The sequence below is a fragment of the Bryocella elongata genome (genome assembly GCF_900108185.1).
GTDB lineage: Bacteria > Acidobacteriota > Terriglobia > Terriglobales > Acidobacteriaceae > Granulicella > Granulicella elongata.
This window is the reverse complement of record NZ_FNVA01000014.1, coordinates 1-13,555: the sequence shown is the minus strand read 5'-3', so window position 1 is coordinate 13,555 and position 13,555 is coordinate 1. Positions and strand designations below refer to the sequence as shown.

Annotated in this window: 8 protein-coding genes; 3 read left to right on the top strand and 5 right to left on the bottom strand. The window is 60.5% G+C overall.

Features of this window, described 5'->3' with window-relative positions:
* Nucleotides 1–157: 157 nt before the first annotated feature.
* Nucleotides 158–1,759: a VWA domain-containing protein gene (locus C4S68_RS22795; RefSeq protein WP_160115297.1), complete on the bottom strand. Its 1,602-nt coding sequence runs from the start codon at nt 1,757–1,759 to the stop codon at nt 158–160.
* Between C4S68_RS22795 and C4S68_RS22790 the strand changes: the two genes are divergently transcribed.
* Nucleotides 1,758–2,651, top strand: coding sequence for a S1/P1 nuclease (locus C4S68_RS22790; RefSeq protein WP_103935434.1), 894 nt, complete (start codon nt 1,758–1,760; stop codon nt 2,649–2,651). The two genes, C4S68_RS22795 and C4S68_RS22790, sit on opposite strands and share 2 nt — an antisense overlap.
* Nucleotides 2,652–2,732: 81 nt before the next feature.
* Here C4S68_RS22790 and C4S68_RS22785 read toward each other — a convergent pair whose 3' ends face one another.
* Both C4S68_RS22785 and C4S68_RS22780 read right to left on the bottom strand, forming a co-directional pair.
* Nucleotides 2,733–6,320 (bottom strand): TonB-dependent receptor, encoded by a 3,588-nt coding sequence (locus C4S68_RS22785; protein WP_103935433.1) that lies wholly within the window; start codon nt 6,318–6,320, stop codon nt 2,733–2,735.
* Nucleotides 6,321–6,420: 100 nt separating this feature from the next.
* Nucleotides 6,421–9,105, bottom strand: a complete 2,685-nt coding sequence (locus tag C4S68_RS22780; RefSeq protein ID WP_146072287.1) for an NHL repeat-containing protein — start codon at nt 9,103–9,105, stop codon at nt 6,421–6,423.
* 594 nt (nt 9,106–9,699) lie between these two features.
* Between C4S68_RS22780 and C4S68_RS22775 the strand changes: the two genes are divergently transcribed.
* Complete coding sequence (locus C4S68_RS22775) at nt 9,700–10,068, top strand: hypothetical protein (protein ID WP_103935431.1); 369 nt, start codon at nt 9,700–9,702, stop codon at nt 10,066–10,068.
* 484 nt (nt 10,069–10,552) lie between these two features.
* Here the strand turns inward: C4S68_RS22775 and C4S68_RS24075 are convergent, their stop codons facing one another.
* Together C4S68_RS24075 and C4S68_RS22765 are read right to left on the bottom strand one after the other, a co-directional pair.
* Nucleotides 10,553–11,176, bottom strand: a complete 624-nt coding sequence (locus C4S68_RS24075) for an alpha/beta hydrolase family protein (protein ID WP_407641121.1) — start codon at nt 11,174–11,176, stop codon at nt 10,553–10,555.
* A 680-nt stretch (nt 11,177–11,856) separates the two neighbouring features.
* The gene (locus C4S68_RS22765) at nt 11,857–12,822 is read right to left on the bottom strand and encodes a LysR family transcriptional regulator (RefSeq protein WP_235011816.1); all 966 of its coding nucleotides are present in this window, start codon (nt 12,820–12,822) and stop codon (nt 11,857–11,859) included.
* Nucleotides 12,823–13,164: 342 nt separating this feature from the next.
* On the opposite strand from C4S68_RS22765, the gene C4S68_RS24070 reads away from it, so the two are divergent.
* Nucleotides 13,165–13,383, top strand: a complete 219-nt coding sequence (locus C4S68_RS24070; RefSeq protein ID WP_103935428.1) for a helix-turn-helix domain-containing protein — start codon at nt 13,165–13,167, stop codon at nt 13,381–13,383.
* Nucleotides 13,384–13,555 lie beyond the last annotated feature (172 nt).

Below are 13,555 nucleotides of genomic sequence, written 5' to 3'. Positions count from 1 at the left end.
CTTCGCTAAACCGACTCTTCTTCATCCTCCGTCCTCCCGTTCCCATTACGAGAGAACTCCAGATCCAACTGGCAGAGTTTGCTGGGGGCAGGTCAGACTGCAGCGCTCCCCTGGATCGGCTTCGCGACATCTCCCCGGAGCCTCAAAGCGCTAAGTCTTACCGTCCTTCCACTTGTACGTCGGCGGAGCCCATGTGGCCCGTCGTGGCGTCGCGCACGACAAACCGCAGCTTCTTCGTCTTCCCTGTCAACGGCACCGCTAGCGCGAATTCAGCCTTGCGATCTGGATTGCGTAGATCTGTCCCTGGCTTCGCTGTCGCGGTCATGGTGCGCAGCATGTGGCCGAGAGCGGCATCCTTTCCTGAGAGCAAGACGGCCAGCGCTGCAACGTGCGCCGTCGACGAGCCATCGGGGTTCGCCGTCCAGGTCAGGTCCGTTGCCGGCACTTCGAGCATATAGGCTCCCGTCCCCGCAGCAGCGGATACCGTAAGGCGCACCGCGTGCAGAGGTACGGCGCTCTCCGCGGCAGCCGAGAGATCGTAGGAGAAGTCGGTCCGCGCCGTGGCTGCGCTCACAGCCGGTGCAGGGAAATAGCCCTGGCGCGTGCTCACAGTCACGCCGGGACGGAGGCACTGCACGGTGATCTTGCGGTAGGCGCCGGGGGTATCGTCCTGGCGGGTGGGGCTATAGGCGAGCGTGTAGAAGTCGTCGCCCTGTTGGACCGATGAGGCTATCTGCTGGGAAACGTTATTGAGCCCGCGCACCACGCGGCCTCCCGTCACCGCTCCCAGTCTGTCGAAGTCGGCGGTGGAACTGAAGGGCTGAATGCCCTCGGAGAGGCCGCCGGCCGCCATGGCGAAGTCCGCCTGATCGGCGGACGTGATCTCCGTCTCGCCTGCGGCAGTGCTGCTGGGATCGACCGCATACAGCGTCACGCGCGTGTCGAGGAGGACATCGGTGACGTGGTCCAGCGTGTCCTTTACCTCGCGTGCATCGTCGCCATCGAGCGTTGTCGGGTTCAGTGTAGGAAATCCGCCACCCACCCAGACCAGGTTCTTGCGTCCCGGAATACGCTCGTAGGACTGTGCAATCTGCTCCAACGCATTGAGGCTCTGCTGCAGCCGGTCGACCGGGCCGGAGTCCACATCGCTATTGCCGCCCTGCTCCAACTTCCACGCGTAGCGTGTGGGCGCAGCGGCCAAAGCCTTCAGCAACTGGTCGCGAGAGCGGGTAAACGGCGCGATCTGCTGGAAGTGGCTGTCGTAAACCGTGAGCAGCGTCGTCGGTTGCGGCAGCAGCGCGGGCTGGCCTGCGAGATAGTCATGCAGCTCGCGGCGTGCGAAGGAACTGTCGGCGAAGTGCGTGTTCAGTTGGTCAAGGACGAGCACCGCTGCCGGCGATTGCCCGAAGCTCGCAGGGTTCCCGGGATCGAAGATGGTCCCGGGCTCGGCGGAAGTCGCTGGGAGTGTGTGCATCGTGGTGGCCTCGAAGGAGCGGATCTCCTGCGGCTGCCCATCCTCCAGCACGCGGAAGTCCGCGCGTGTCAGGCCTTCGACGGGCTTACCATCCTTGCCGGTCGCGACCACGTCGAGCACCACGAGACGCGACGTCACCGTGAGCGTCGGCGCGTGCGGAACCTGGGCATCGTCCTGCGCGCGCGCAGTGATAGAGACCACGAGAAGAAATGACAGTAAAGTTGGCAGGGTGACTCGGCCCACATGGATGACGTTCGTAGGTCCCGGCCAGTAGTATCGGCGCATGACGCATTTTTTCATGAAGAAGGCCGTGCGTGGTGTTGTTGCCGCGACCATCCTGATGACCGTTTCGCTGCCGCAGGCCTGGGCCTGGGGGAGAGCAGGCCATCGGCTCACGGCGCTCGTCGCGGAAAACTATCTGACCTCGGAAACGAAGTTGCAGATCGCTGAGCTGCTAAGCGCCGACAGCAAGGGACGAGAGACATTGGCGGACATCGCTGCGTGGGCCGACAGCTATCGCCAGGAACATCCCAAGACCGCCGGCTGGCACTTTGTCGATATCTCAGCGGGGCAGGCGAAGTTCGATCGGCAGCGTGACTGCCCGGCGTCGTCGACGGACACGAAGTCACCGTGGAGAGATTGCGTCACAGATCGCATCCTCTACTTCGAAGGCCGGCTCGGCGACACCTCGCTGCCTCCGCGCGAACGTGCTCTCGCGCTGAAGTTCCTCGTCCATCTCATCGGAGACGTTCATCAGCCCTTCCATGCCCTGGGGGATGCACGTGGAGGCAACGACATCAGTGTCAGCTTCCTTGGTTCATCCGTCTGCGACACCAATCGCTGCAACCTGCATGGCGTTTGGGACGACGCGATGATCCAGGAGCGCAATCTCAGCGAACCGAAGTACCTTGCGCGGCTGGAGCAGGAGATCGCAGAGAATCATTGGGACCGGCTCGCTGGCGGAGAGCCCACCACCTGGGCAAACATCTCGCACAAATATGCCGTTGACGCGATGGTCCCGACCGGAGCGGTCATCGGGCGCGATTACTACGAGGAAGAGGGCAAGATCATGGACGCTCAGTTGGCGCTCGGCGGCCTGCGCCTGGCGCACGTGCTGAACCGCATACTGAGCGATACAGCCGCGCCTGCGCCCGTGCAGTCCACGGCAACGAAGTAAGCATGACGATGATTGCGATGAAAAAGAGAGGCGACCCATTCGGGCCGCCTCTTCGTTCTTTGCAATGCCTTGGTCTGGCGGTTAGAAGTGCAGCCGCCCGGAGATCTGCAGCTGACGTGGGCTATACGTGTAATTGCTGTTGGAGTTGGTATAGGTGCCAAACGGAGCATACGGCGTCAGTGTCTGCGTCGGAGTGGAGCCCTTCACATCGGTGAGAGCGTACGCCTCGGTGACCAACGACGTGATGTTCTGGTGGTTCATCACGTTGAAGACCTCAGCGAAGACCTCGAAGCGAGGTTCGCTGTGCAGGCCAAAGCGATCGACACGCGGCAGGTAGAAGTTCTTGCCGAGGCGGAGGTCAACGACCGCCGTCCTGGGGTAGTGGAAGCTGTCGCGCGCTACCCACGGCACGCGCGTGGAGCCTGAACCTGCACCGTTGATGCCGGTGCCGGCCAGGGTTCCGGTGGTCCCGTCATTCAGTGTGACGGTCTTGAACGATGTGCTGGAGATCGTCGGCGAGTAAGGCAGACCTGACTGCAGCTGCACCAGAGGAGCGATACGCCATCCGCCCAGTACCTGCTTGGTCAGGCCGTGGAAGTGGGTCTGCGGCTCATAGATCGCGGAAGCCACGTAGCGAATGCGTACGTCCGTGGCGCTGTTGCCGTAATCCGCGCGGGGGTTGGTGGGATCAGACAACGTGTAGCTCGGAACCACCGTAGACTCGTACGGGTTCTCATCCAGAGCGTGCGACCAGGTGATGTTGCTCAGCAGCGAGAAGCCATGGTCGTAGCGCTTCTCGATCTGCGCTGCCAGGGCGTTGTAGCTCGAGTTCACGCTGCTCTGCACCTGCAGGATCTGGTAGTACGCAGCATTGGGACGCGTGCCATTCAGGAAAAACTTTTCCTGGAAACCCGCGGGCAGGATCGGAGGCGTCGCCCCGCCGTGCGGCAGCGTAACATACCCTCCGGTTGCTGGTGGGTAGGGGAAGTTGCTGTTGGTCGCAGCCTCCGAGTTGGTGCTAACAGCATACGGGTTCGAAGGTGCCGACGCGCTGGGCGAGTTGACAGCGAACGTGCCGATGCCGGTGGCGCCGATGCTGAAGTTGGTGTCGATCGCGGTCGGCAGCTCGCGGCCCAGCGACATCATGTAGGTGAGTCCGAAGATGAAGTTGTGTCCGAGGTTCTGCTCCAGCGCGAGATCGGCCTCATGCACCTGCGGATTCTGCATGTGCGGGCTGAAGTAAGCCGCCGTCGGCAGCAGCGCGCATCCACCCGCCACTGCGGAAGCCGAAAGCTGCGCCAGTGAGGAGTAGATGTTTGGGAAGACTGGACCGCAGTGTCCAGGATACAGGCTGCTGAAGCTGGTTTGCGCATTAGGCGCAGCCGACTCCAGGTAGGTCTGCACGATGTTGGAGTTGATGATACGACCGTAATACATACCGTAACCACCGCGCAGCACCGTCTTGCCGTCGCCGAAGACGTTCCACGCGAAGCCGATGCGCGGACCGACGTTGTTCCGGTCGTCAGGACGGTTCGCCGTCTGGGGCAGAGCCGTAGGCAGGCCGCCATCTGTGGCTGCAATCAGCGGGTTCCCGGTGTTCACGAACGAGCTTGGCGGAACGTACTCATACTCATAGCGCACGCCCAGCGTCAGCGTAAGGTTGGGGAGCACGCGCCAGTCGTCGGTGGCAAAGCCGGCGTACTCGCGCGTGGCGATCTCGGCCGTCGGGCTGCCGAAGTCCTGCGAGAAGCTGTAGTACGTCTGGTAGAAACAGCCGTTCTGCGCGGTGGGATTCGGGCAGTTCGGACCGTAAGCCGTAGGCCCACCCACGCCGGTTGTGGCGTTCAGGTAGTCGGCGATGAAGTTGTACGTCCAGTCGTAGCTGTAGCTTCCGTTGCCGTTGTAAAGGTTGTTCTCGTAGTCCGAGACCTTGTTGTACTCCAGGCCGAACTTGGAGACGTGCTTGCCGTGGCTCCATGTCATGGCGTCGAGCAGCTGCAGGCGGCGCTCATCCGGATCCGCGAAGCGGTTGAGGTCGGGGTTCGATCCTGCATAGATGCCGCCGCTGAAGTAGTAACCGATGTTGGTGCTGGCTGCCGCCCCATATTGATTGTGCGAAAGCGGAAGCTCATTCGGAAGCGGCGCCTGCTGCAGGTCGAATTCGAAGTCGCGGCCGTACTGCACCAGCGCATCGTTCACCAGCGAGTTGCTGAGCACAGTCGTCAGATGGGCAATGCCGAAATCTTCCTTCACATTGTCGTTGCCCCAATGGGAGCGGCCATCGGTGGTGCTGCTCTGAGAGTACAAACCATTTGGCGACGAGTAGCGCATGCGGTTGTACATCAGAGAAAGGTGATTGCGCTGATTGATCTGGTAATCGATCTTCGGCAGGTTGATCACCTGGTCCTGCACGCGGGGTACCGCGCCAATGAAGCTTTGCAGGATGCCCAGCCCCTGCTGGTAGTACGCCGATCCGGCCTGGAAGCTGACTCCGAACAGCGCTGCGATCAGACACGAGTTGTAGTCACCCTCTGCCGGAAAGGTAAGTGCGGAGGTCGTAAAGGCCGTCGTCGAGCAGGTCTCACCCGCCGGCAGCGTCGCATTCGACGGCGCAAAGAAATCGTTCGGGTCGTTGGGACGTGAGATCCCCGGGAAGTTCCGGCGCTCCTGGTCGAAGGTATAAATCCAGAACAGCTTGTCGCGCAGGATCGCTCCGCCCACGGTGCCGCCCCAATTCTTGCGCCAATCGGTGGGCTTGGTGGGTACGCTGAAGTAGCTTCCGGCGGAGTTCTGTTCGGTCAGCAGCGTGTACGGATTGGTCGCGCCGCCCAGGTCGTTGTCGCGATCGTAGAAGAACAGCTCGCCATGCAGGTTGTTGCTGCCTGAGCGCGTCACTGTGTTCACCACGCCGCCCGCCGCGCGGCCGTACTGCGCAGAGTAGTTCGAGGTGTTGACCTGGAACTCCTGCACGGCCGTCGGGGGAATGGAGAACGCGGTGCGAGTTCGACCGCGAGCTTCCGAGTAGTAGGCCTGGTTGTCGTCCGCGCCGTCGATAGTGTTGTTGTTCAGCAGGTAGCTAATGCCGCGGAAGCTCAGCAGGCCGAAGCCATCCAGGTTGGAGACGACGCCCGGAGTGAGGCGAGCGAAGTCCGACCAGCGCCGCCCATTGATGGGCAGGTTGTCGATCTGGTTTTGATCGATGGTCGAGGAGATTGCATTGTCGTCAACATGCATGGTCGGGTTTTCACCGCTCACCTCAACTTTGTCGGAGACGGAACCGGTCTTCAACTTCGGCAAGAGGTTCGACGTGCTGCCCACCGTAACCAGCACCGTCTTGTCTTCGAAGGTTTCGAAGCCGTCGCCGGTGATATCAACGGTGTAGGAACCGGGCATCAGATTACCGACCTGAAATTCGCCGGAGGAGTTGGCCGTCGCACTCCTCGTCGCACCGGTGTCATTCGACTTGACGCTGATAGTGACGCCGGGCAGCAGGGCTCCGCTGATGTCGGTTACGGTGCCGGCAATTGCGCCGGAGGTCGAGGACTGGGCGCGCGCGTTGGGTGCGAGACCGCAGAGAAGAATGGCCGCGCCAAGAGCCAGGCGAACTCCGCAACGGAAAAAGCAACGAGAGGCAGTGATGGATCCAGCGTTTCGAGAAGTATGGTGCATCGAGAAGAATCTCCTGACCGAAAAACGATCGTGCAAGTCGATAAAGGGCCAACGGTCGCAGGCAAGGGAGCGGAGAACCTCGTTCTCTTGCCTCGCGCGGCTACTGAACGATGAGCGTGAAGTTGACGGGAGCCGAGGTGAGGCCCGTGGAGTCCTTGGCCGCGACAGTGATCGTGTAGCTCCCGGCCGGGGTCGGCTGCTGAATCACCGTGCCTGCGGCCTTTCCGCAGCCCGTCGCACCACCTGCAACCAGCAGAAGCGCGAGTACTATGCCAAGCTGGCCGAGCCGCAGCGAAAGCTTGCGGCGGCGCAGTCCGACCAGCAGCGCCAGGCCGAAGCCGGAAGCCAGACTCAGCGCGCGCCACATACCCGTCCCCGAACCTCCGATGCTGCTCGGCTGCACGGTCGTCTTCTGCTGCGTGTTGATGCTCAGCGCCACGGTGTTGGTCGTCGTGCAGCCATTGCCGCTCACACTCTGTGGGCTAAGCGTGTAGCTGGCGTTCGCCGGCAGACCCGACACCGTAAAGTTGATCGTCCCGGTGTATACGATCTGCGAGATGTTGAACGCATACAGCGCCGTCTGTCCTGCAGTGACAGTGCCCTGCTGATTGCCGGTCGAGGTGATCGAGTAGCTGGGCGTCGCGGATGTCAGTGTCGAGCCAGCGCTGCCAGTCGAACCCTTGAAGTAGATTGGAGCCGTCGTGTCGCCGCTATACGTGGCGCTCAGGCTGTAGGTGGCCGGAGTTGCGAAGGTGTAGTTAAGCACTGCTCCGTAGGTGGGTGACGAGGCGGTCCCCAGATTCGAGATGTTCACCGTTCCCAGCGTCGCTGTATTGCCGCCCGTCGTGGCATAGAAGGTGATCGTGCCGCTCGGCGGGTTAGAACCATTGGCGATGACCGTCGCGGTGAGCGTGATGGGCGTGGTCGTCGCGTATGTTGTCCCTGTGCAGTTTACGGTGTTAGCGCTGTAGCTCAGTGTGGTCAAGGTATTGGGGCTCTGTGCGTACGTTCCACCGAGGACGAAGCTTGAAGTCAAGCCAGCCTTCGACGTCACCTGCAACGTTCCGGCGAAGGCGCCGAGTGCCGTTGGCGTGGCTTTGACGGGAAGCAGGCAGTCCGTCGTTGTGTCGGTGTTGGTGGTGCAGGCGGCCGTGCCCAGGGAAAAGTTTGTGGCGCCTGACGTCAAGGCATATGCGCCTGAGGTCGCCGGTGTGTCGCCCGCACCGAAGTGGATGTCCAGGGTGTCGGTCGGCTGGTTCGCGCCAATCACGCCGAACTGCGCACCGGATGCGATCTCGCGCACCAGGTTGTTGCTTCCATCGCCGACGAAAAGATCCGCGTAGCTGTCCACGCTTACGCCGTAAAGTCCATTCGCTGCGCTGGTGCTGCCGTAGGTGCCGCTCGCGCCATACTTCGCGGCCAGCGCCGGGCAGCCATCGCCAAACGAATCGCTCGAATAGGAAGGAGGAGCCGGATAAGGGGTGGAGCAGCTACCCGCGCCACCGCCGGCTACCGCATACATCGAGTTCGTCCCTGCGTCGACACGCCAGACAAAGCCGTTCGTCACATCGGGGATGTAAACGTTCCCGAGGTTGTCTGCGGCGAGGCCCATCGCGGCTCCGATTGCAAACGATCCAGCCGCGCCACGCTTGGTATTCACAAGGCTCTTTCCTATCGAACCCTGGACTCCGGCGAAGTTCGTGATGATGCCGCCGGGGGAGATCTTCGCAACGTTGTCGTTGTACTCCGTGGAAACGAACGTATTCCCCAGGTTGTCGACCGCAGCAGCCCACGGATCGTAGAGCTCGGACGCGTTCGCTACGGCACCGCTCACAAACGTGCTGTCCGCGCAGCCTGAGCTGGATGTGGTGCCGTTGGTGCAGACCTGCACACCACTGGCCAGCGCGCCCGCGACCTTTCCAACGGTTCCCGGCTGGATGGTCGTATTATTCACGACGCTCGCCGTCGAGTTCGTGTTCACCACCAAAAGGGCGTAGAAGTACTCGTCCGGGATGAAGAGGTTGCCGTTCGCATCCATCGCGATGCCATACGGCCCGCGCAACAGGCCCTGAGTCGCCGCATTGATGCACACCGCTCCGGGGGCACTGCAGGAGGTCACCGAAGGACTTCCAGACTGACTGCTTGCCTGGTAACCGTACGAGCTCGTATTGAGGCCGCCGGTCTCGCCGTCCATCAGCGAGATGACCCCACCCGTTGCGGGAATGAGGCCGCCGGTCGCCGTGATCTTGCGGACGTTGTAGTTGTAAGGATCGGCGAAGTAGAGGTTGCCGGCCGCGTCAAAGGTGATACCGGCGGGCTTGCCCAGCTTCACGGCCGTGCCCAGACAACCGTCGCCCAGAGCGTCGGTCGAAGTGTGCGTGCCGCAGGTCGCGTTCTTTGCGGGCGAGGACGCCGCTCCGCCCGCAACCGCATTAATAATGCCGGTCACGGCATCTACGCGGCGGATAAGGCCGTTCGTATAGTCCGCGATAAATACGTTGCCCGCCGTGTCGACCGCGGCATAGCGTGGACCCACCAGCTGAATCTCATTCGCGAAGCAGCCATCGCCGTAGGCGTCGAGCGCCGTCGTTCCGGCCTTTGGGCAGGTCGCGCCGACGGTGAAGGTCGCTGTCGGACCGCCTCCGGCAATCAGCCGAGAGGTGTAAGGCAGCAGTTGCGGAGCGGCCTGCGCTTCAGCGCGAGAAGTGAGACCTGATAACAAGAGCAGCGCGAATGCTGGTACCGCGCCAAGAATCAAACGTGCAGAAAAACGGGAAAGATACACGAAATTAAGCTCCTGCGCTTTCAATCGGGGTTGCGGGTTGCGTCGATCCGGAACGGTCGTCCGCGGCGTTCAAGGGTCAGGCCAGAGTTGGCGCTGGACCCTTGAAAGGTCGCAGACGACAAACGGCTCCGGCCCATCACATTCGTAGGAGTCTCGAAAATACCACCAACTTTGGTTTTCGATCTGCCTTTTTTCGGTCAATTTTGATAGGCCGAGACACATCTTGCGGCTGCTGAATCACGAGCCATGCCAGGAGGAACCTCCGAAGGCGCTCATTACCGCTACTCCCGCCATTCCCTGTCGGCAAGCTCTCGGCCACTCTCTGATGGGGCGGCCGGATACTTTCCCTCAGAAACGAAACTGCTGGCGCGGAAATCCGCGCGACCGTAGTGGGATCATGCACCGCGCAATCGTCGTTGTGCAGACGGTGGCCCACAGCAAAACAAGAGAACCTCGATAGGTTGGCATACTCACGCAACCGACCTGTTCTTCCACTTTGACCCAGTACGGGAAGCTGGTGGAAGGGCAAGACCACTCAACACATGAGTCCTTGACCGTCGCTCGGTAGCGGGGTATGACCGAAAGTTGCGCCGGATGGGCTACAAACACTGGTACGCTGTCGATAGCGTGTGGCGCCGGATCCTCAGCATCGTGTTACTTGTGGTCTTCAGCCTTCCGCTGCTGGCCCAGGCAACGACGTGGACGCAACGCGACACCGACGCCAACCTTCCGGCATGCTGCAGACGTCATGGCGCTCATGAGTGCCATATGAAGCAAATGGCGCGACCTCAGGACAAACACGAGTTCAGCGAACGTTGCCCGTTCCGCCCTCTTCATGACACCCCGGCCTTGTCGGAAGTATCGATTGGTCTACCTTGTGCCACCGGCCTGAAGCTGCCGCCCATCAACGTGGAGGCGCTCTGCGCGGCCGCCGAGACGAGTTGGCGCACTGCCCGGCGCTGACGGCGGCTTCAACGTCCCCAACGTTCCTCTCGGTGACTACGTGTTGACCATCAGCGAGAAAGGCTTCGCTTCAGTGCGGGAGACAATCTCGGTCGATGGGCAGGCCGAGACCTCACTTCACGTCCAGCTCGGCATCGCGCCCGTTAGCGAAATCGTGAACGTGACAGACAATGCATCCACCGTCAACGTCGACACGGTAACACTCACGACACAGATCAACCGTGTCGACATCGAACGCACGCCCGGTGCCGACCGCACCAACTCGCTTGCGATGATCACGGACTGCGTGCCCGGCGCTTACGAGTCGCACGACATGTTGCCATGTTCGCCTCTATACGTTCGACGCGTTCTGTGCAGATTTTCATGCTACTTCATGGTCGTATATATCTGTGTAGGACTCCTACCGGATATGCCGATGTATTATGCAAAACATATAAGAATTATTCGCAAAGTATCTGTCATCCGGAGCGCATCTACGCGTTCATCAAGAAGCCTCTGCGACAGGATCACGGCTCGGCGGAGAACGGTTTCCAACCGTACTCCGATCCAGGAGCCACGAGGCAAGCCACGATACCGTTCCTTGTTGCGACGCATAGCGCTGCTGGGGCTGTTGGAGGATATGTTGGCCGTTCGGAATGTAGACGAGGTCGACGATCTTGTGCTGCTGTCTCAAGCTGGAATACAAGTCCCACTCCTGAAGCAGGGAGTACCACTGAATGGCCTCGATGCGAATTGGGGTTTGGATTCGATCCGTGTGGAAACTGACCGCACGTTGCATCCAGGCCTGAAGCCCAGCTCCGAATGGCTTTCCTCCGTCCGCATCTTCAATATCCGTTCTGCAGGCTTTCAGCGTCGGACAAAACAACATATCGCTCATGTAGCCCTGATCGATCCCGTCCACGATCACAGCAGCGCGGAAGGACAAGGGGAACATCTCCAGAGCTGTCTCCACGTACCAACAGGTCCGACTGAATCCGACGATGCCAACGCGGTCCGGATCGATCAGACCCTCCGCAGCGAGCCTCTGGATCGCCTCGAAGCAGCCCTTGGCAGTAACGATTGCCTCCTGGTCGGAAGGTACGCGGTGCCGGTCCAATCGGTCCTCCATTTGCAGGACGACCATGCCACGCGCCGCGAGCGCTTGCGCGGCGAAGGCGGTCGTATGGGTCCATCGACAAGGTAGAGGCCTTCCCGAAATCCATGCGTCTGGATGACAAGCGGGTAGCGATGCCCGGGGATGTACGACGGAGGAAGAACCAATCCCTCGCGCCAGTGATACCCATCCTCGCCTGTCCATCGATAGACGGAGACGTGCCCCCAACTAGCACGGTTGAGCTGGGGATTCGGGTTCCACAGTTGCTTGCTCTTGAAGGTCCCCATGAGCGTTTGAGCTCCGGAGAAGTCCATCGTTCCCTGGGCATGCGCAACAGCGGTAAGTGCGAGAGGAAGGAGCACCGGAACAAGCCTGCGGAGTGAGGGCAGGATATGCCGAGCGGGAAGGTGGGAACGTAGACGCCTCGTGCGATGCGTCATGCCATGGGCGAGATCAAGGGGACTGCGGTGAGACATCGGCACCTCCAACGACTGCAATCAGTCGCGATATGCCGTGATCATTGGGGATGTGGAATCCGCTCGTCCAATACTTGTTATTTATCGGGGTCAGCGGAGCCGATACTTGCCATTTATCGCTTTCGCATATCCTCATTGCACTCAGCCGCTACCCCATGCCGCGATGAGGCGAGTCGTGCAATTGGACCGTGAAGATTTCCTTTCCCCAAACCATGTCGTCTATCGGAGGAGCTGTAGTTGCACGGGCGTTTGCGACGCAGAACGGATTCCGCTCTCACTGTTGCCGGTGCTGGACTGCGGCGGTTTTCGTGGAAACGCGGATGTTGGCTGTGCGATCTTTCTTAGCTTGCGAACCAGAATCGGAATGGTCTTTGGGTGACGCTCACGGTGGTAGGCGACCGCCATATCGACGGTCCAATCCACGCCGAGAATGCGGCGTGTCGTCAGCACTTCATCCAACGGCATTCCTTCACGAATCAGAGCCACCCCGTACCCGTCTTTCACGAGAGCTTGCATCTCTGTCGGATGCGAAGCGCTGGAATATTCCTCGATCTGTAGCCCCGCACCGTGGAGAAGTTCCATCAGACGCGCGTGCGCCTCGGGGTGACGATTCGGGTGATACAAGATGGTGAGATTGTCCTGCAGATCGCTGACCTCGACCGCGGCCTTTTCGGCGAGCGGGCTGTCGCGACGCATACAAACAACAAGCCGATCCTGGCGCAGGTCACGCACACACAGATCGGTATGTTTTAGCGGAAGTGTGACGAGTGCCGCATCCAACTCTCCGGCAAGAAGTGCTTCCGCAAGCTGAGTGGTATCCCCATGCGAGCGTCTCACACTGCACCCTGGCATCAGCTCCTTGTGCATGGAACAGAGCAGGCGAAAGAGTTCATGATCCGCGAGTGGACTGGATCCAAGACGGATTGCGTCAATCTCCCCACGCTCGATAGCGATGATGGCGGCGATCACCTCATCTCGAGCTTCCAAAACGGACCTGGCCAGGGGGATAAAGGCGAGGCCCGTTTCCGTTGGGTAGATGCGTCCATCCTTCGCTTTTCGATAGAGGTTCACGGAAGCGTATTGCTGAAACTGGCGTGCCTGGACCGTGAGATTCGGTTGGGAGGTATGGAGGGATTCCGCGGCGGGGCGAAACCCTCCCTTCTCCAGAATCGTGACGAGGTACAAAAAATGTCGAAACTCCGCCCAATCGTTCACAGGTAAGCCCCAACAGACAGAGATGTTCGGGGCTTACATGGTCTGCCCCAATAGGATCTGCACGCTTGGAGGCGGGAACGTGCAGCAGAAGTTGTGCAGTGGCCAAAGATACTCTTTTCCGCATACGTAAGCGGTTGAACTCCCATAGACGACAGAAGCCCTTGATGCTGTTGGCTCTGACAGTCAAAGGAACGCTACCCGATAACTGCCACCTATCACCCGATAAATGGAAAGTATTGGACAGCGTAGGCTCCCGATGACCACTCTTGGCGACAGCGGGTAACTGCCGCGCATTCCCAATTGAGGTGATCTATGGCGCAAATGTCTCCCACTATGTCGTCGTTTGAGCCTTTCGTCGATGCGGCGGAAGCGAGCCAATTCGTCCGCCTACATCCAGCGACGGTTCAGCGCCTTGCACGAGAAGGTGCATTGCCCGGCCACCCCCTAGGAAACGGACGAAGGCGGCGGTGGCGGTTCCGAATCTCGGAGTTGCAGGACTGGCTCTCCTCTCGCTCCAACGCTGAACGATGAGTGATCGAGAGTCTAGTAAGAACACCCGACCAGAGATCCAAGACTTGCGCGGACGCGGTGAATCAGCGATACATTGGAGCTAGGCTGTATCGACATATTGTTTGAGGTGTAGAGCGGCGCAGGCGATGTTGACCGTGCTGGCGAAGGTGGCAGCGTATTTGCAGTAGCGCGT